General features: G+C 68.0%; 13 protein-coding genes and 2 pseudogenes. 9 read left to right on the top strand and 6 right to left on the bottom strand.

Annotated elements, in window-relative coordinates; translation table 11 throughout:
- The first annotated feature begins 2 nt into the window (after positions 1-2).
- The 5 genes from ABD332_RS28385 to ABD332_RS28400 all read left to right on the top strand — a co-directional run bounded on the left by ABD332_RS28385 (position 3) and on the right by ABD332_RS28400 (position 5,202).
- Positions 3-2,432 (top strand): PQQ-dependent sugar dehydrogenase, encoded by a 2,430-nt coding sequence (locus ABD332_RS28385; RefSeq protein WP_344505282.1) that lies wholly within the window; start codon positions 3-5, stop codon positions 2,430-2,432.
- A 126-nt stretch (positions 2,433-2,558) separates the two neighbouring features.
- Entirely contained in the window at positions 2,559-2,834 is a 276-nt protein-coding gene (locus ABD332_RS60125) for a hypothetical protein (protein ID WP_425552301.1), read from the top strand.
- Between the two features lie 92 nt (positions 2,835-2,926).
- A complete protein-coding gene (locus ABD332_RS28390; protein WP_344505285.1) occupies positions 2,927-3,466 on the top strand; it encodes a TetR/AcrR family transcriptional regulator in 540 nt (179 codons plus the stop codon).
- The gene (locus tag ABD332_RS28395) at positions 3,414-3,710 is read left to right on the top strand and encodes an integrase core domain-containing protein (RefSeq protein ID WP_344505287.1); all 297 of its coding nucleotides are present in this window, start codon (positions 3,414-3,416) and stop codon (positions 3,708-3,710) included. The genes ABD332_RS28390 and ABD332_RS28395 overlap by 53 nt, the downstream gene beginning before the upstream one ends.
- A 178-nt stretch (positions 3,711-3,888) precedes the next feature.
- Positions 3,889-5,202 (top strand): pyridoxal phosphate-dependent aminotransferase, encoded by a 1,314-nt coding sequence (locus ABD332_RS28400; protein ID WP_344505289.1) that lies wholly within the window; start codon positions 3,889-3,891, stop codon positions 5,200-5,202.
- A 4-nt stretch (positions 5,203-5,206) separates the two neighbouring features.
- Here the strand turns inward: ABD332_RS28400 and ABD332_RS28405 are convergent, their stop codons facing one another.
- The 3 genes and pseudogenes from ABD332_RS28405 to ABD332_RS60130 all read right to left on the bottom strand — a co-directional run.
- Complete coding sequence (locus ABD332_RS28405; protein WP_344505291.1) at positions 5,207-6,238, bottom strand: methyltransferase; 1,032 nt, start codon at positions 6,236-6,238, stop codon at positions 5,207-5,209.
- Entirely contained in the window at positions 6,231-7,034 is an 804-nt protein-coding gene (locus ABD332_RS28410) for a tryptophan 2,3-dioxygenase family protein (RefSeq protein ID WP_344505293.1), read from the bottom strand. The genes ABD332_RS28405 and ABD332_RS28410 overlap by 8 nt, the downstream gene beginning before the upstream one ends.
- A gap of 892 nt (positions 7,035-7,926) precedes the next feature.
- Positions 7,927-8,076, bottom strand: a pseudogene (locus ABD332_RS60130) (IS256 family transposase); the annotation flags it as partial.
- A gap of 468 nt (positions 8,077-8,544) precedes the next feature.
- On the opposite strand from ABD332_RS60130, the gene ABD332_RS28420 reads away from it, so the two are divergent.
- From ABD332_RS28420 to ABD332_RS28435, 4 genes are all read left to right on the top strand, one after another.
- Entirely contained in the window at positions 8,545-11,517 is a 2,973-nt protein-coding gene (locus ABD332_RS28420; RefSeq protein WP_344505295.1) for a hypothetical protein, read from the top strand.
- 29 nt (positions 11,518-11,546) lie between these two features.
- A complete protein-coding gene (locus tag ABD332_RS28425; RefSeq protein ID WP_344505297.1) occupies positions 11,547-12,344 on the top strand; it encodes a hypothetical protein in 798 nt (265 codons plus the stop codon).
- Entirely contained in the window at positions 12,257-15,775 is a 3,519-nt protein-coding gene (locus tag ABD332_RS28430) for a hypothetical protein (RefSeq protein ID WP_344505299.1), read from the top strand. The genes ABD332_RS28425 and ABD332_RS28430 overlap by 88 nt, the downstream gene beginning before the upstream one ends.
- A 467-nt stretch (positions 15,776-16,242) precedes the next feature.
- Positions 16,243-16,638, top strand: a complete 396-nt coding sequence (locus ABD332_RS28435; protein ID WP_344505300.1) for a hypothetical protein — start codon at positions 16,243-16,245, stop codon at positions 16,636-16,638.
- Positions 16,639-16,927: 289 nt separating this feature from the next.
- On the opposite strand, the gene ABD332_RS28440 is transcribed toward ABD332_RS28435, so the two are convergent.
- The 3 genes and pseudogenes from ABD332_RS28440 to ABD332_RS28450 form a co-directional block, all read right to left on the bottom strand.
- Complete coding sequence (locus ABD332_RS28440) at positions 16,928-17,596, bottom strand: hypothetical protein (protein ID WP_344505302.1); 669 nt, start codon at positions 17,594-17,596, stop codon at positions 16,928-16,930.
- A gap of 536 nt (positions 17,597-18,132) precedes the next feature.
- Positions 18,133-18,633: pseudogene (locus ABD332_RS28445) on the bottom strand (IS6 family transposase); the annotation flags it as partial.
- 63 nt (positions 18,634-18,696) lie between these two features.
- Entirely contained in the window at positions 18,697-19,716 is a 1,020-nt protein-coding gene (locus ABD332_RS28450; RefSeq protein ID WP_344505303.1) for a Gfo/Idh/MocA family protein, read from the bottom strand.
- Positions 19,717-19,734 lie beyond the last annotated feature (18 nt).

Here is a 19,734-nt window from a genome sequence, read left to right on the forward strand (position 1 = left end):
CGATGAGAAGAACCAGACTGGCGGCCGCCGCCGGACTCCTGCTCTTGCTACCGATGGTGATCGCGACGGCCGCCGGCGCCGCGTCGACCCGGTATGAGGCGGAGGCCTGCACGATGTCGGCCGGCACCGTGGACACGAACCACGCCAACTACAGCGGCACCGGATTCGCCAACGGTGACAACGCCGTCGGCAACTACCTCGAATGCACCGTCGCCGCAGCCAACGCCGGCCCCGGCACCTTCGTCATCCGCTACTCCAACGGCAGCACCGGCAACCGCCCCGCCGACATCAGCGTCAACGGCACCACCGTCGCCGCAGCCGCCGCGTTCGACCCAACCACCAACTGGGACACCTGGGCCGACAAAACCGTCACCACCAACGTCAACGCCGGAACCAACAAAATCCGGATCACCGCAACCACCGCGCTGGGCAACCCCAACCTCGACTACGTCGACTTCAGCGTCGCCGCAGCATTCACCGACTACCAAGCCGAAACAGCCACCATCTCCCAAGGCACGGTCGCCACCAACCACACCGGCTACACCGGCACCGGCTTCGTCGACTACACCAACATCGCCGGCAGTTACGTCGAGTTCCAGGTCAGCGCGGCAGCAGCCGGAACCGCGCAACTGAGCTTCCGCTACGCCAACGGCACCACCATCAACCGACCGATGGACATCACCGTCAACGGCAACTCCGCCGCCTTGGACCTGACCTTCGGCGCCACCACCAACTGGGACACCTGGGCCGATCAGAGCATCTCGGTCGCACTCAACGCCGGCACCAACACCGTCCGGGCCACCGCCACCACCACCAACGGCGGACCGAACCTCGACCGGCTACGCGTCACCGGCCAGACCGACTCCACCGCCCCGAGCACACCCGGCCAGCCCAGCTGCGCGAACATCACCGAGAACAGCCTCGACCTGACCTGGGGCGCCTCCACCGACAACGTCGCCGTCACCGGCTACGACATCTACCACGACGGCAACCTCCTGGCCCAGTCCACCGGCACCGGCAAGACCCTGACCGGGCTCACCCCCAACACCGAATACCGGCTGTCCGTCTTCGCCCGCGACGCCGCCGGCAACGTGTCACTGTCCAGCGCCCAGGCCATCTGCACCACACTGCCCAGCAGCGACACCCAGGCCCCGACCGCGCCCACCAACCTCACCTTCTCCAAGGTGACCACCGGCAGCGTCTCACTGGCGTGGGGCGCCTCCAGCGACAACGTCGGCGTCGTCGCCTACGACATCCGAGCCGGCACCACCACAGTCACCTCGGTCAACGGCACCCCACCCGCAACCACCACCACCGTCACCAGCCTGGCCTGCAACACGCCCTACACACTCAACGTCGTCGCCCGCGACCTCGCCGGCAACGTCTCGACCCAGAGCAACACCGTCACCTTCACCACCGCCTCCTGCAGCGGCGGCGTGCCCTCAGCCATCTCCACCTACTCGACCGGCTGGACCATCCCCTGGGGCACCTACTTCGCCCCCGACGGCCAGTCCGCGCTGATCACCGAACGCGACGACAAAGTCGCCGCCGGACAGTTCCGGGTGTACAAACTCAACACCACCGGCGGCAGCAAGACCCTGGTCGGCACCGTCCCCAACGTCGTCACCACCAACGGCGAAGGCGGACTGCTCGGCGTCGCCTTCGACCCCAACTGGGCCACCAACCACTTCGTCTACTTCATGCACACCGCCTCCGAAGGCAACCGCATCGCCCGCATGACCTACAACGGCAGCACCCTCACCGGATACACCACCCTGGTCACCGGAATCGCCAAAAACCGCTACCACAACGGCGGCCGGCTCGCCTTCGGCCCCGACGGATACCTCTACGCCACCACCGGCGACGCCCAAACAGGCAGCAACGCCCAAAACAAGAACTCCCTCAACGGCAAGATCCTGCGGATGAAGACCGACGGCACCCCAGCCCCCGGCAACCCGTTCGGCACCCTCATCTACAGCTACGGCCACCGCAACCCACAAGGCATCGCCTGGGATTCCCAAGGCCGGCTCTGGGAAGCCGAGTTCGGCAACTCCATGTTCGACGAACTCAACCTGATCAAACCCGGCCTCAACTACGGCTGGCCCACCTGCGAAGGCACCTGCAGCACCGCCGGCATGGAAAACCCCAAACGGCAGTGGTCCGTCGACCAGGCCTCACCCAGCGGCATCGCCATCGTCCGCGACGTCGTCTACATGGGCGCCCTGCGCGGCGAACGTCTCTGGCGCATCCCCATCCTCACCGGCGAATCCACCGGCACCCCCAGCGCCTACTACGTCGGCACCTACGGCCGCCTCCGCACCGTCACCAAAATCCCCGGCGCCGACGCCTTCTGGCTCAGCACCACCAACTGCGACAACAACGGCGGCGCCAGCAACGGTTCCGACCGGATCCTCAGGGTCACCGTCGCCTGATCGTCCGGGCCGGGCGGCCGCGGGTCCGGCGCCCCGCGACCGCCCGCCCGGACCCCTTCCAGGGGTACGTGATGGCGGTAACGATCAAGGACATCGCCCGGGCGGTCGGTTGTCTCGACGTCGACGGTGAGCCGGGCACTGGCCGGCTCCGACCTGCTGCCGACCGGCACCCGCCGGCGGATCGAGCAGGCGGCTGGCGATCGCGGCTACCACCCCAACCGGGTTGCGCGCGCTGAGCACCGGGTGCACCGGCAACGTCGGGCTGCTCGTGCCGACCTGCTCAACCCGTACTTCGCCGCCGTGGTCAGGGGCGTGACCGCGCCGTCGGCGATCAGGGCCGCGCGAGCGCCGGCGGTCTGCTTCCGAAGGACAGCGCGGCGAGGCTCAGTCCGAGCTTGTTGAGGATGGAAGCTCACAGATCCCGGCTGCGCTCCACGTGTTGGCCTCGAATTGGTTGGCTCCGAAATGTTCGGGCCTTGGACCATGGACGGCCGATGACGTCCCAGGCGCTGAGTCAGCTCACTCCGCGGGCCCGGGAGATTGTGCGGACCGCGCGCGAGCTTCTCGAGCGGGAAGGCCCTGACGCACTGTCGATGCGTCGCCTCGGCGCCCACCTCGGGATCCGCGCCTCGTCGATCTACGAACACGTCCGCGACAAGCAGGCGCTGGAGGCCGCGCTGATCTCAGTGGGCTTCGAGGAACAAGCCGAACTGTTCACCCGGGCCGTCGAACGGTCCGACGATCCGATCGCCTCCCTCACCGCCGCGTACCGCGACTTCGCCTGCCGCCAGCCGAACCTGTACCGGCTGATGACCGAAAGGCCCCTACGTCGCGACCTGATCACTCCCGGCGTCGAGGAGGCAGCCGCGATGCCGCTGGTCAACGCAACAGGCGGCGATCTCGAACGAGCGCGGGCCATCTGGGCCTTCGCGCACGGGATGGCCATCCTCGAGCTGAACCATCGATTCCCACCCCACGCCGATGTCGACACCACATGGCGCAACGGAGTCGACGCGTTCCGCGGCACGCCCTGATACGCGGCGCCGCCACCCACCGACCAGACGCGAGTGCACCGACCGGATGTTCATCGCTGGCGAACGACACCTGACCAGGGTCCTGACCGAATATACCGAGCACTACAACGGCCACCGGCCACACCGATCGCTCGGCCAGCGACCACCGAACCCACCATCGCAGGTCGTCGACCTCACCGCCGCCCGGGTCCAACGGCGTCCGATCCCCGGCGGCCTGATCAACGAATACTCGCAGGCAGCGTAGCCGAGTCTGATTTACGAGCCCCACAGGCTCGGGCTGGCCACAGCGGTGGCGAGCATTGTGGCGTTCACCGTCTTCCACGTGCAGCCCTTCGGCAGGCTCGCCGTCTCCGACATCCGGGAAAGTCGGGTCAGCGCGGGTCATGCATCGACATTTATATATGTCTGCTATCATGGTGCGGATGCTGCGGTTGCCGCCTCTCGCCGGCCTGATGGCCGATCCCGACGTCGACACCACCGATGACGCGCGGATGCTCGACCGCTACCTGCGGTCCGGGCACGCCCTGCCACCGCTGCCAATGTCGATCGGCGACCCCTACCTGCTCGGTGGGGCGCTGCCGGCCGGGCTGGCGGCGTACGAACAGCAGGCGCCGCAGCACCTCGCAGGATACAGCCGGACGCCGGCCGGCCTGCCCGAGGCGCGCCAGTCGATCGCGGCGGACACCGTGCGGTCCGAGCGACTGGACCGGCACGCGAGCCCCGGTGCGGACTTCGACCTGCATCTCACCTCCGGCACCGGCACCCGCGGCATCATGGGCGACTTCGCCCGGCACCTGCTCGACGCCGACGGCGACGGCCGGACCCCGGCGGTGTTGTGCGCCTACCCGACGTGGGACTACGCCGGCGTCTTCGAGCCGCTCGGCTACGAGATGGCGTACTGGCCCTTGCGCGCCGAACACGCCTGGATCCCCGACCCCGCCGACATCGAGCATGCGCTGGCCGGGATCGACGCCGACCCCGGCCGACGGCTCGCGCTGGTCGTGGTGAACACCCAGCACAACCCGACCGGCGCGACCTGGCCGGAGAGCGTGCTGGCGACGCTGTTCGAGGCCGCCACCGCCCGCGGCGCGGGAATCCTGCTCGACGACGCCTACCGCCGGGTCGTGACCAACGACGCCGACGAGGTCTCCGCGCCGGCGACCCTGCTCGGGTACTTCGTACGCGCCGACGCGCCGGAGCGGGCACGGCGCCGGTGGTGCCGCGTGGAGTCGTTCGGCAAGGTGTTCGCCTGCAACGACTGGGGCATCGGCAGCGTCATGGCCCACCCCGAGACGTTGCGCGCCATCGCACGGCACACCATCCAGTGGGCCTTCCCACGCGGGGCGCGGCGGCAGTGGGCGATCGCGCGCTGGCTGGGCGACCCCGCGTGCGCCCGCTACCTCGCCGGGCAGCGCGCCGCTTTCGGCCACCACCGGTCCCTGTGGGCCAAATCGCTGGTCGGGCTGGGCTGGCCGCGGGAGCTCACCGCCACCGGGACCGCGACGCCGTACTTCCTGGTCGCAGTACCGCCCGCGTTCCGCACCCGGCCGGACGGCGTCGACGCCTGGCGCCGCGACCTGCTGGACCGCGCCGGGCTGCTGTTCTCGCACGCGTCGATCACGATCGACGGCACCGACGCCGGCGTGCCGTTCCTGCGGGCGTACCTGGGCGGAGGCGAGGACGTCGTCGTGGAGGCGATCCGGCGGCTCGAAGACGCCGAGATCCGCTACTACTGAACGTTCACGTGGGAACGCACTCGACGACGTCGACCTGCGGCAGCCGGGTCGCGGGCTCGCGGATCGCCAGGCCCGAGCCGTGAACGAGTGCCGCCAACTCGCTCATGGTGCGGTTGCCGCCGCCGGTGAACGAGAACACCAGCAGGTCGTCGAGAACCGCCGACTGTGCGCGGGGCGTCGCCGTGGGCCGGTCTGGGACGATCTGCTCGAGGATCAGCAGGCGGCTCCCGTCGCCCATCGCCGCCCGGCACGACCTCAGCAGCGCGGTCGCCTCCGCGTCGCCCCAGTCCTGCAGAACGTACTTCAGCAGGTACATGTCGTGCCCGGCCGGGACGCCCGCGAAGAAGTCGCCGGTGACGACCGCGCACCGGTCCGCCACACCTTCCGCGTCGAGGAGCCGCTCCACCGCCGGCCGCACCTCGGCCCGCTCTAAGACGGCGCCGCGCAGGTGCGGCCAGGCGCGCAGCAGCCGGGTCAGCATCCGGCCGTCGCCGCCGCCGATGTCGACGACGGAGGACACGCCCGAGAAGGCGTACGCGCGGGCGAGCTCGTCGCCGATGCCGACGGAGTTGGCGGACAGGTCGCGCACGAACAGCTCCCCGAGCGGCGGACGGTCGCCGAAGAACTCGTACATCGTGCGCTTGTGCGCCGCCTCGAACGCGCAACCGCCGTCGAGCAGCGCGGTGCCGAGCCCTTCGAAGACCCGGAACAGGTCGGGGTGGCCGAGCTGCAGCGACCGGTGGTGGAGCGAGCCCGGCGTGTCCCGGCGCAGCAGCGGGGTCAATGGCGTCTGCCGCAGCTCGCCAGCGTCGTCGATGGCGAGCAGGCCGAACGCCGCCCAGGCCCGCACGATACGCAGCAGGTTGGGCAGGTCGACGCCGGTGTCCCGCGCGAGGTCCTCAGCGCTTCGGGGGCGCTCGGCCACGAGGTCGGGCAGCCCGAGGCCGACGCCGACCGAGACGACCTGAGTCGTGATGGCGCCGGACAGCAGGGACAGGACGGCGGTCGTACCGGTGAAGTCGGTCCGGCTAAGCAACTGACACCCCGTGGGTCTCGGCGTGGCTGCTGCGGGTCTCGGCATTGCCGCGGATCTGGCCGTGGCTGCGGGTCTGGGCTGCCTGGCCGGCGTGCGCTTCGGCGCGGGCCGCCCACAGCTGCGGGAACGGCGTGCGCAGCCGGCTCGTCAGGTATTCGAGGCCGGTGGTGCCGCCCGTGCCCGAGCGGCTACCGGTCATCCGGGTGACGACGTGGAGGTGGGTCGTCTGCCAGTTCCAGACTCCCTGTGCTAGCTCGGCGAGGGCCTGGGACATCCGAAACATTGGGTCGCCGCGCAGCCCCCCGGCGACCAGCTCGGCCAGGTCGCGACCGGAACGGTCGAGCAGCCGCAGGTAGCCATCGAAGAGCGGGCCCGGCCCGTCGCCGTTCAGGCCGAGGATCGTCCGCAGCCGGTGGAAGTGCGCGGACTGGGCGCCGCTCGCCGTGCCGAGCCGCTGCCGGAACGCGGCGAAGCACTCGACCGGCAGTCGCCCGAGGAGCTCGGCCTGCTGACGCAGTGTCACCATGCAGTCGCTAGCCCGGCCCACGCTCTCGAGCCAGTCCTCGACGTCGCCGTCCGTCATGGCCAGGCAGTCGACCGCGGCGTCGAGCTCAAGGATTACCTGTCGCAACAGTAACTCGCTGCATTGATGTACGACAATGAAGAAGTGCTCCGCACGGAACGTCCTGGGGTCGTCCGGCGGAGCGAGCGGATGCTGCAGCGACATGAGCTCCGGAATTCGGAGATAGCCGGCGTAACTTGGGCGCTCCGTGGCCGGATGCAGGTGCGAATACACGATTCAGCAGGACCTTCCCGTCTCCGTTGACCGCCCACGATACCTGAGCCACAACTCCGGGACAAGATGTCTGCGAGTTTTTCAATTGCCGTCCATCAATGAATATCTCTCGGGATTGAACAGCCAAATACCGTTCGGAAACCCGGTTTGGCTACGCTGCCTGAGAATAGTCGTTGACCAGTCCATTGAGGACTTTCCGTCGTCGGACCCGGACCGTGGCGAGATCGGTGACCGGTGCGGGTAATGTCTCGAGCGCTGGAGGACGCTGGTCGCGTCCCCGGGCTGGTCGGTGTTCGTTGTCATGCGCGACGTATGCCGCCAGGGTGGTGAGCAGAAGCCGCGGGTTGCAGATCAGGATCCGTCCAGGCACTCACGGCGCACCATGCGCACCCACCGTTCGGCGTAGGCGTTCGCCCGCGGGCCACGATGATGCCCTCAGCGAATCCCACTGGGGGTCAGTCTTCAGGAAGCCGCGACACTACGAACTGCGGAACCCGGGTAAAGGAGTCTGCGATTCAGCCCGATCGGACCAAACGACGTCCACAATGGACGATCAGCAAGAAGTCCGTGCGGTCATCCGGGTCCTCACCAAGCGTCGGGTTCGGCGACATGGCAGCACTGCCCGAGCCGGACATTGCGCAGGCGCTCGACGAGGCCCGACCCGCCCTTCCCGATCGACCTGGCGCCGCAGCACCAGCAGCTCAGCGAGCGTCGCGGACTCACCGCGGGCGTCCTGCGGCAGCCATCCGAGAACTCGCACTGCGCTCAGGTACAGCCGTCGAACGAACACGTCCGCCATCCTGTGCCAGCATCACAAACAGCAGCTCACACCCGTGCCAAAACTTGTCGCACAGGCCATCGCCCGCTTCGGATGGGTAGCTTGTGCCGGTGGTTGCACCTGCCGGACAGGTTCCGGGATGCCGCCACTCGACAACAGCGCGTTGATCACCGTGGACAGCAGGTGCCGCATCAGATCCGGCGACGCGTCGCCCAGTGCTTGGCCGAGCAGGCCGGCAGGGTCGATGATGTGAGGTGCGGTCATCGTGACGGTCCCTTTCGAGAGTGCTGTGAGAGGTTCACTCGAAAGATCACGCGACGACCGCGCCCGTGTCCAGCCCCCGATGAGGCCGTCCACCGATCACGCCAACCGCGTTACACCACTATCAGGGACGCCACTTCGAACACGATTACTGTTGTGACGACAGCTCAGCGGACGTGCCCGCCCGAGTTGCGGGCTCGAGCGGTGGCATTGTGTCGCACGGCGGAACCGAAGCGGGTGATTTCGCCAACTGGTCCGACAGTTTGGCGTAGAGAACGCTGTTCGCAGTGCGACGGTGTAGCTGCGTCCGTTCCCTACGATCCAAGCTTCCAGGCGGCTACTCGTTGCCGGTGCTTTGACGCGGAGCTCGCCACGGAGAAAGTTGTGGCCCCCGGAGACTACAACGCTCCTCGTTCGCCGATGACACATGGCTCTATTTGCGTATTCAGCACCTCGAGCTAAGGACCTTCTGTGAGTGGCAACACGAGACTCAGCATCCTCCGTCCACACGATCTGCTGATCCTCGACTTCGAGCTGGTCAATCTGGAGATCTCAGCCGATGGGGCAGCGCTGGTGCCCCAGGACGCGGCGGCGGGCGCCTTCGTCGTCGTGCATTTCCCCCCACAGGCGTTGGCGGAGACTGTCTGGGCAAACGCGGTGGGGGTCAATCCACCTATCCGCACTGCCATGACGGGCCCCACCCGCCTGGTGTTCCGGATCCCCGACGGCGCCACCGTTCCGCTGACGACGGATCATCTGCTCGCGTGGGAGCACTGGAAGCCGGTGTTGGCCCCGATAGCGCTGCCGCGCGGCACGGCGCCGGATGCCGCTATTCCGCCGCCTGCCCTCCCGGTCGCGATGGAGACAGCCATCGAGTTTCCCTGGCGGCTGGTGCTTTCGCCGGACGTCATGGGGCGATGGCGGACGGACAATAGCGCCAATGCGGCGCAGCTTCACCAGTTGTGGTGCGCGGTTCTGTACACAGTGGACGGTGATGGCGTGGTCGAGTCCGCCGATGTGCGCGCGCTCGCCGCTCTGGCCGGTCCGGAGCCTTTCGACACCTCACTTGATGCCAGCCGACGGCGGCAGATCGTCCAGCTCAGCTCCAATTTCCAGCTACCGCTCCCGTCAAGCGCCGGTGCGCCGTTCTTCACGCCCGTCCCGCTCCGCGCCAAGCGCCTCGAACTAACCACGTTAGGCGCCAACGCCGAGCTCGAGGCCGGCTGGGACTTCCCGCTGATTCCACCGGACCAGCCCGAATTCATGCCGTGGGACCTGCGCAGCTACCAGCACACCACCGCCCTGGGACGGGACCATCTCGTGCGGACCGTGGCCGTGGGGTACCTCTGTGGCACCGGACACCGTGCCGTGATCATCGAGACCATCGAAAGGCTGCCCACCAATCCCAGAGTGGTGGGCCACAGCCCATCCGGTGGTGGGCTCTTCGGCGCGACGGGCTACCTGCTCGGGACAACTCTTGAGGTGGTGCTACTACAGCCCGTGGTCGACTACGGCCCCCTGGCCGCTTCCTTCGCCCACGGCGGCCGCGAGATGCCGCTAAGGAGCATCCGGATCACCACGACGTCCGCACGGATCGCACCACGGGAACACGTGGAAGAAGAACCGTTCTGGCTGCGGGATCCGGATGGGCAGAAACTCATGTTCCACGCCGTCGGCACGGACATCGCGAAGAGTTTCGTGGACTTCTCACTCCCACTGATGTTCGTCCCGTACGGCCAGATCGGCGAGCATCGACGTATCCGTGAGGTTTTTGACAACCTGACCTTTACCGATGCAAGCACCATCGATCTCGCTGGCCAGGCCGTGACCTATGCCCCACCCGGGGACAAGGCTGGCTCCACGGTTTTGAAAACGGGCAGCGTCCGCTATGACATCGAGCAGCCGCCGCATGAAGCGGATCCGCAGCCGGCGCATGCTATGAAGGTCGCTGGGGCGCCACCGTCGTATGTACCACGTTTTCTTCCCCGCGTCGCCTCCCTGATGGCCTCTGTCCCCGCGGTGGACGACCTTCTTGGCACCTGCCAGCAGCAGGAGCTCGTCCTAGCCTCGGTATACCTGGAGCACGATATCGATGGCGACGACAACCGCGCGCAGACCTTCGTAAGTTTTGTTCAGGATCTACCGCTAGCGCTTTCCAGCCAGCGCGGCGGCGGGCTGGTCAGCCCCACGTCGGTGGCGAAGGCGCTGTCTCGGAGCCTAGGCCCGGTTTCCGCGCCGAAGGAGCTGCAGGATCGCAAGGTGGACCTCTCGGCCTTCGCGAAGACGAGACTCCTGGGTACCATCCCGCTGCTTGACCTGCTCCCCGGCGATCTCCCTTTCGACGACGCCGCGGCCGCCGACACACCGGTCTCCCAGCAACAGTTGGACGATCCGGACTTCACCCTCAATCCGCCACGCCTCACCACCCGCCGCCAAGCGGACCTGGTCGAGACCCGCTTCCTCTGGAAGCCGCCACTCCGGAAACAGCCGGTTGGCCTTCCGCCCTCCCTCACCCCGCCGTTCCTCACCATCGACCTGCGCGGTGCGGATCTGCTGCTCGACGCCACCACCCGCTCGGCCCGCGGCGGCGAGACCAGCTCTGCCGTCACCGGCCGGCTCCGTAACGCAACGATGCAGTTCGTCGATGCCCTGGCTGTGACGATCGGAAGCCTCTGTTTCCATGCCGAGAGCGGCAAGAAAATGGATGTCAGAGCCGCGGACGTGCGGATCGTCTTTGAAGGTCCGCTGGCCTTTGTGAACTCCCTGCAGAGCATCCTGCCCGCGGACGGCTTCGACGATCCACCGTCGGTGACCGTGGACGCCCAAGGCGTCGTGGCTGGCTACACCCTCGGCGTGCCTAGCATCGGGGTAGGTGTGTTCAGCCTGCAGAACATCGCGTTGTCTGCCGCGCTGTCCATTCCGTTCACCGACCGCCCGGCGGGTGTGCGCTTCGCAATCTGCGAACGACACAAGCCGTTGCTGATCTCCGTGAGTCTGTTCGGCGGAGGCGGCTTCTTCGCCGTCGGCGTGAGCGCCTTGGGCCTGGAGCAGGTAGAGGCCGCCCTCGAGTTCGGTGGCAACATCAGCCTCAACCTCGGCATCGCCTCCGGAGGCGTAACCGTGATGGCCGGAATTTATTTTGGCATGAAGGGCAGCAGCGTCGAACTCACCGGCTATCTGCGCTGCGGCGGCTACCTCGAGGTGCTCGGGCTCATCTCCATCTCCCTTGAGTTCTATCTCGCCTTCACCTACCACCAGAAGGCCGGCAACGGCAGCGAGGTGTGGGGGCAGGCGAGTCTCACGGTGTGCGTGAAGATCGCCTTCATCAGCAAGTCCGTCACCCTCTCCGTCGAACGCCGCTTCGCCGGGTCCGGCGGCGATCCGAGCTTCGCACAGTCGGTGTCACCGTCCGCGTGGGCTGGCTACCTACAGTCCTTTGCCTGAATCCGCCGCGCAATCTCGGGGAGGCCCGAATGATCCGTCACCAGCTCGTCCAGTGGATCCTGCTGCCCAACGGCCTTACCGCCGACGGTCAGCTTTCTGCGTCCGTGTTCGTCGCGCCGCGTCTGCGCCCTAGCGAGCCGGCCACCCTGGCGGACTTCCCGGACTTCGCGGACTGGCGCTCGGTGCTGGACGGGCTGCATCTGGTCCTGGAGAGGAGTGACGGTGCCACGGAGGTACCGATGAGCGTGGCGGTGTCCGCGTCGGGTGCGCTGTGGCAGGCGTTGTTCCCTGCGACCACGACAGTCCGCGCTTTCGAGTTCGACGACTTTGCGGACCGGCCACTCATCAGCTACCCCGTCGGCGAGGTGCTGAGCCATCTCCGCGAGCAATGGGCCGCGTTGGCCCTCCATGCACTGGAGGAATTGCCTGTCACCAACCGCAACGCCGCCCCCATCGGGCCGCCGCCGAGCGGCCCGAGCGAGCGCCGCGTCACACTCGCCGACCATTTCACCGACCTGCGTATCGCCGTTCGACATGAGATCTTCACGATGTCCGCGACGGCGAAGACCTCTCGAGGCGGCTGCGGAGCCGCCTGGACAACGCCGCAGAGCAGGCGGGGGGCCTTCGACAGCAGCACAGCCTGCAGCCCCAAGCCCTCGTCCGCCCCTTCGGTTCGGGGGGCAGCCCCTCAGAGGCTTTCTATGCTCTGGCGGGATTTCACGCCCGCCCTTCACGGGAGTTGCCCAAGGAGTTCCCCGCGGATCGGAAGCAGGCCCAGGCAGAACTCGAGGAGGCCCTGGACTTCCACCACCATCTCTCCGCCCTAGGTGACCACCCCGTCCTGCTGCGTGGCCTGGGCCTGGTACTGGACCTGACGATCCGCCCCGACTTCGTCCCGGAGACCAACGACACGGACCCGCCCACGCTGCTCCGGCTGCGCGTCGAGCGCCCCTCCGACTTCCCGCCCCGCAACGATGATCCCAACGCGGACACCTGGAATGTGGATGTCACGCCCTGGACTGGCTGCCGGCTGACCAACATCGACGGCCAGGCCTTCTTCAGCGCCGCCGACCGGGCCGCCCGGCAGGACTTCGCCCACGGCTTCGTGCACCTGGACCCGGACCGGTACGCCCCGGTGGCTGTGGACGTCGACGGCCTGGCGTTGAAGGCGCTGAACATGGCCGCGACCCTGGAGCACCAAGACCAGGAGGAGCGGCGGCCCGTGGAGGAGCCGGAGCGCGACGGGGTCCCCTCCGCCCGGACGGGCGGCATAGCGCTGGTCCACACCCGCCATGCTGAGGAACTTCACGAGGACTTCTACCAGGCGCGAGCCAACAACGACGCCCTCGAGCAGGACCCGGACAACCCGCCGACGCTCGCCGCGCAGGACCTGGTGCGCGGCTATCGCATGGACATCTGGTCCGACTACGAGGGAATCTGGCGCTCCCTGCACCGCCGACACGTCACCTACACACCTGACCGCGCCCCCGAGGAGAGTCTGGAGGCCGACGACGAGGGCAGTCTCCAGCTCTCTCTCACCGCGGAGGCGGACCGGCCGAGCGCGCCCGCGGACCCGGACCGGCCGCTCTACACCCACGAGGCGCTGGCCACGTGGGACGGCTGGAGCCTCTCGCTCCCCAGGCCAGGGCAGGCCATACCGCAGGAGCCAGCGGCCCCGCCGGCCGGCGCCGAACTCGGCAGCATGCGCCTGTCTATTGCTGCCGACCCACTGCCCGGAACCCTGCCACGGCTACGCTTCCAGTCCAGGTACCGTACCCGCCTACGCACAGTGGACCTGGCCGGAAACTCCCACAGCCTCCCCACCGCCGATCTCTCACTGCAGACCCTCGAGGGCACTGGCCAACCCCAGTACGTCAGCGCCGCCCCGGCGGACCCGCTGCGCTACCTCCGATTCGAGCCGGTGCCGCCGCCTGAACTGGTGCCTCGCCTGCCCTTCGGCCCCGGCGAGAACCTGGAGCGGCTAGTAGTCCGCAGTGCCCCTGACCAGTCCGCAGCGGACTACGCCGATGCCAGCCAGGCAGCAGCCAGCCCTTTCCTACGGTTCCAGCCGTTCTGCGACCGCCACATCGCCACCGCCAAGGCCTCGCTGCAGATGGTGGAGGCGCATGGGTTGTTGGACGAGGCGATCGACGCCGTCCGCGGCATGGAACCGGCTGCTGCGGCCGCAGCAGCTCAACCCTTTTACGAACTTTTCTCCCGCGAGTGCCGTAGCTTCCGCGATGCCCCCGGCGCGCTCTTCGTCCCCACTGGCGTGCACGAGGGGGTGCCGCAGGGCTACGTCTGCCTCGACGCGGACTCGGTGGAACTTCCCTACCTGCCGGACCCCTTGGCCGCCGGGACGAAGGCGCGCATCGCACTGGAGCCTGGCCGTCCGGAGGAGGTGCTGGAGATCCCTTCCGACGACGGCGACGGCTGGCACCGCCCGCTACCCATCCGGCTCCGGCTTGAGGAGGGCAGCTTTACTGCCCAGTACAGCGAGGCGGAGCGGCTGCTCACCATCGGGCTCCCCGCAGGCCGGACGGCCAGGCTGCGCCTCTCCTCGCTGTTCCTCTCCAATCCCGAGATCTTCGGGATCCTCGACTGGTGCCAGCAGGAGCCGGCCCCCGCGAACGTGGAGCAGGTCTACGACGCGATCAGATCCGGGACGCACTGGATGACAGCGCCATGGCGAGATCTGCTCCTGATCCACGCCGTGCAACGGCCCCTGTGGGAGCCAACCCTGGAGCTGAACCTGGATGAGACCCCCGGCTTCGCCGGCATGCGTACCCTGGCACGGCCGCGCGGTGCCACTGCGGCCCAACTGGCGGGCCGCCTGATTTTCGACGCGCCGTCGACAGCCCAGCTGGACCTATCCGCCAGCTGGGACGAGGTGGAGGACAGCCCCACGCAGCGCTACCCATCCGCAGAGGCCATGATGCGTCCGGTCCACCGCGAGGTCTTCTCCCTCCCGGTACCGGAACCGCTCGGCACCCCCTGGATTCCCGAGCTCACCCCGTTCATCGAGCCGGTCGACGAGGTCACGGTGGGTTTCAGTACCCGCGGCTGGGAGAGTCAGGCGCCCGAACAGAAGCGGCTCGCCCTGCTGGCCGCCGCGGCCGCCCCGGGCCTCAACGCCCCTGAACGGCGGCGGCTCGAAGCCGGCGCGGCGCAACTGGAGAAGCTGCGCGCCCACGAGTTCGGCGACACCAGATATCGCCAGGTCACCTACCAGACCACCGCCGCCACCCGCTTCCGCGAGTACTTCGACCCTGCCATGTCTGCGACAGATGGCACCTTTGTCGGCCAACCCCTCACCGTCGAGGTCCTCAGCAGCGCCCCACCCGCCAAGCCGGTGATGCAGCACGTTTTGCCGCTCATGGCCTACACCCAGAGCCGGGCGGATGGTGGCGACATCACCAGCAAACGTGAAGGCCGCGGCCTGCGCGTATGGCTGGGGAATCGGTGGCTCTCCTCCGGTGCGGGCGAACTGTTGGCTGTGGTCTGCCACGACGGCGGACCGCTCACACCAGAGAGCGAACTCTCCCGCGAGATCACCGTCATCGCCCTGGACCCGGCCCACACCTCGGTCATGCCCCAGCCGCTGCTCGCCTCGTCTTTCCGCAACGCCGCTCTGACCCGCGAGAGCGTCACGTTGAACGGGCTCGGGCTCCGCCGGGACATCGCAGCCTTTCGACCGACCTGGGATGCCGACCGGCAGGCATGGTATTGCGACGTGGAGTTCCGTACCGGTGCGGCGTACTTCCCGTTCGTCCGGCTGGGGCTGGCGCGGTACCAGCCCATGTCCATCCCCGGCTGCGAACTGTCCCCGATCGTACCGACCGCCTTCGTTCAGACAGTGCCGGACCGGACGCTCACCTGCACCGTCTCCCCGCACGGAAGCGCCACCCTCGCACTCAGCGGCCCGGCGTGGTCGGCGTCCGTGGGGGAACATGGAACTGTCGTAGACGGCTCGCACCTGGTGTCCGCCGTCGTCGAGGCGCAGGAGCCCGCCGTAACCGATCCGCTCCTCGGCTGGGCCGCCGCGGGGCCCGAGAACAAGCTCGCCTCCGTGGTGGTGACCGAGGATGGGACCGCAACATGGAGTGGCAACCTGCAGCTGCCGGAGACGCAAGGCCGGAGGCTGCGGATCGCGGTACGGGAGTACGAGTTCCACCCCGCGGACGACCGCAGCGCCCAGCCTTCGCCAAGCCTCGTCGCCACCCGGCGAATCGTCCACGCGGACGTCATTCCGCTGTGATGCCGCCCAGCAGCCAATACGCCTCATTCTCGACGTCATGCCGGAGCGCGGGGTCTGAACGAGCGGTCCCGGCTAGTGTCGCGTGATTGTTGGACGGCGCTCAGGATGAGCAGGTTGGGGTAGGTCCGCGGCGTTGGGGATGAGGACGGGTTTGGGGCTGCCACTGTGTGGTTGCCCTTGTTGGTGTTCGGCGGCACCGTGATCAGGTCCTGATAGGCGACGGCCCTCCCGCTGTCTCTTTGGCCGGAGTGCCGCGGAAGGGCCGTGCGGTGACACGCGTGGAGGCGTCGTGGTCACGGTAGGCGGTGACGCCGCTGCGGTCGAGCGGCGATTGGTTGCATGGCGACTGGTCTGCCCTGGCTGCTCGGGCGTGCTGACAGGTGGGGGTATGCCCGGTCCCGGCGGCTTCGGGGGCAGGAGGTTGCCGTGCCGGCACGTCCCTGGCGAGCGCGGTGCACAGGTGTGGGGTGACGCATGTGCTGCTGCCGGTGCAGTGGCTGCTGCGACAGGCGGACGCGGTGGTCGTGATCGGGGCTGCGTTGACCGCCAGGGCTGCTGGTGCGGGGTTCCGGCGGATCGCTGGGTGGCTGGGGCGCCCACCCGAGACGGTGCGGGGCTGGTTGCGGCGGTTCGCCGCTCGGGCTGAGGCGGTGCGGCAGCTGTTCACCGTGCTGCTGCGGGCGATGGCCGTGGATCCGGTGATACCGGCGCCGGCGGGCGGGGCGTGGGCGGACGCGCTGGCGGTGATCGACGCGGCGGTGACGGCGGCGGTCACCCGGTTTGGGGTGTTCGGGGTGCCGTCGTGGGTGTGGGTGTCGGCCATGTCGGGTGGCCGGTTGTTGGCGCCGGGCTGGCCTGCCTGAGTTGGTCAACACGAGTTGACTCTGACGTGGCTTCGGTCGAGTCGGTGATCCTCACGAACTGTCCTGTGTGGTCAGTGGTGAGGAGGAGATGTCCGCAAATGGCGGCCGATGAGGAAGACAGCAAGCGCATCGAGCGGGCCCGCGCGGTCGGGTTATTCCTGTGGGGTGAGCCACCCCCGCTTTCATGGAGCTTCTTGATCATGGTCTGATGGCCGTGGAAAACGCCAGCAGCTCCTGACCAGGGCTCGTCGCCACGGATCACCACCCCAGGGTCAGCGGCCTGCAGGCTTCATGGGACGGTGACGCTGACATCGACATGCTTGGTCGCGTCGCCGAACAGTTCGAATGGATTGTTGGCGGAGAAGGCGCCGACAGGCACCGGCGTTCCGCCGTCGACCGTCACATAGATCTCGTACGCGGGAAATCCGTCGATCCCGCCGCGGAAGCGCGCCTGTTTACTGTCGGGGTCGAAGGACAACGTGCCCACGTAGTCGATGGACGGCACGAAAGGGGCGACGGAGAAGGGGACCCGCCCGCTGCCGGAGACGTCGATCTGGACAAGGTTCGGGTTGTCGTCGTCGTCGATGACGCCGCCCTCGGGGTCCACGGTCTGGTTGCGGCGCAGGTTGAAGAAGGCCATGTCGGTGGTAGGCGCGACGCCGACCTCGATGACGTTGCCGTCGGCATCGAGGGCACGGGACTCGCCGCACCGGTGCATCTCGAAGGTGACGTCCGGCGTCCCGGTGTCGAGGCCGCCGATCTCGACCTCCGAATGCAGCCGTGCGCTGGCGTCGATGTCGTCTGAGAAACTTCGCTGGTCACCCGCGAGAAACCAGGTGCTGGGGAATGGCGTGCCCGGGAAGGTGCCCTGCACAACGGCTGCCTCCGTGCCCCCGATGTCCTGGCAGACGGCAGTCGGGATGAAGGCGTTGATCCAGAACTTGACGGCGGCAGCCACGGTGATCCCCCTGATATCCGAACCTCGTGCATCCTGGGGCGACGCTAACTGCTGACCCAGCCCTTTCGTCGGTGTTCCGAGGTGTTCGGTGGTACGTTCGCAAACTTCATCCCCGCAGCTCATACGGTGGTTGGGTGGCAGTGGAGCGACTGCCTGACCATGGTTTCCGCCCGGTCCCAACCATCCGGGACACTCCTGCTTTGACCTCACCTGAACGCCACGCTCAGCGACGAGCAGGCCGAGGTCGTCGCCTGCGTGCAGGCCCTGTACGACTCTGTTGCCTAATTCTGGCTATGCGGCGAGGGTGAGATCGAGCCTGCTCAGGCGGGTTGTTCGGGTGCGTTGTATGGGTGTGCCGGTCCACCATGCGTTGAGGCGGATGAGGTTGACTGCGGTCGCGGCGAAGGCGTGTTCAAGGTCGACTTTGCTGAGGCCAACGTATCGGGCTTGGTGGATGCTGGTGGCTGCGGTGGCCTGATGGAGGCGCCGTTGCGTTGTGGGATCGGCGACGCGTTGAACCCGTGTCCGGTCCGCGGTCAGATCGCCCGGGCGAGTTCGGCGAACGCTGCGGCGACCCGCGTAGCCGGCGGGGCGTCGACGGCGAGTTCGTAGTGGCCGCGTCGAAGGTTCTGCATGAAGGCGTGCCCGGCGATGATGGTCTGTGCGGTCCGGTCAGCGCGCAGGCCGCGCATCGGTCTCAACCGGTGTTTGAGCTGGCTGTGATCAGCCTCGATCGGATTATTGGCGTACCGCTCGACGTGATGCCACGCCGACGGGATCAGCTCGTCGAGCACGCCGGGGTAGACCGCGGCGGCGTCGGTGATGACCTCCCTGGGTGTCACCTTCAACATCGACAGCGCCCGTCGGAAGAACCGCCGAGCGGCTTCGGCGTCGCGGCGGGCCGAGACCAGCACGTCGATGACCTGCCCGTACTGGTCGACGGCGCGATACACGTACCGCCAGATTCCGTTGACCTTTACATACGTCTCATCGACGTGCCACCTGTCGCCTGGCGAGCGCCGGCAGAACCGGGTCGATGACTTCACTGCTCAAGTCTGCATCGATCTTGCCGACGCTCAACGCAATGGTGCACCCCCGGCTCAGGGCAGCGGCACCGCCTGGCGAGTGCGGGCGGAGAGCTCCGCCGCCTCGAGCATCGCTGTCGTGGCCAGTCCCTCGGCGCCGCTCACCAACGGCGGGCGGCCGTCTCGGGCCGCCCCGATCAGGTCCGTCAGTTCGGCCGCGTAGGCCGCCAGGCGCGGCCCGCTGACCGGGTCGAGCGGGTCGAACGCCGCCTGCTCGAAGACGACCGAGAAGCCCTCCCCCTTGCCGAGGCGCACCGCTCCGTACGCGTCGCAGTCGATCATGCCATCGGTACCGACCAGCTGGAATTGAAGCCCGGAGCCCAGGCCGGGCGCGGGGATGTCGTAGCTCATCCACAGCTGTGCCATCGCGCCGCCCTTGAAGTGATACGTGGCCATCGCGCTGCGCAGTGGCGGGTCCGCGGCTCCGTACTGTTCGAAGAGGGCGAACGCGAGGTCGGGTTCGTCGCCGATGAACCAGCGCACCAGGTCGCAGGCGTGCGCACCCCACGAGGCGTAGGTGGTCTGCTGGGCGGGATCGAGCTTCCACTGGTCCTGGGTCTTGCTGGTGTCCCAGAAGCCCATTTCGGGCCCGATCGCCCGCACCATCGTGACCCGCCCGATCACACCGTCGTCGAGGAGTCGCTTGGCGAACACGGGTGCGTCGCGGAACCGGTGCTGCGACACGACGGCGAGCTGCACTCCGGCCGCCTCGGCGGCGTCGTTCATCCGGGTGCATTCGGCCGCGTTCTGCGCCATCGGCTTCTCGATCAGGATGTGCTTGCCCGCCCGGGCCGCGGCGACGGCTTGAAGCTCGTGGCCGGCCGGTGGCGTCGTCAGCACGACGACCTCGACCGCAGGATCGGCGAGGAGGCTTTCGTACGAGTCGTGCAGTGGGCAACCGTAGTCGGCAGCCAGAGCCGGCGCGCGCCGGCCGCCGGCGACGCCGACCAGGTTCGCCTGCGCCACGTGGTTGGCCGCCACCTCCGACCAGGTGCGTCCCATGAAGCCGGAGCCGAGCACACCGACGCCGGTCATGCCCTCTCCGCTTCGCTC

Source organism: Dactylosporangium maewongense, from assembly GCF_039531485.1.
In the GTDB taxonomy this organism is placed as follows: Bacteria; Actinomycetota; Actinomycetes; order Mycobacteriales; family Micromonosporaceae; genus Dactylosporangium; species Dactylosporangium maewongense.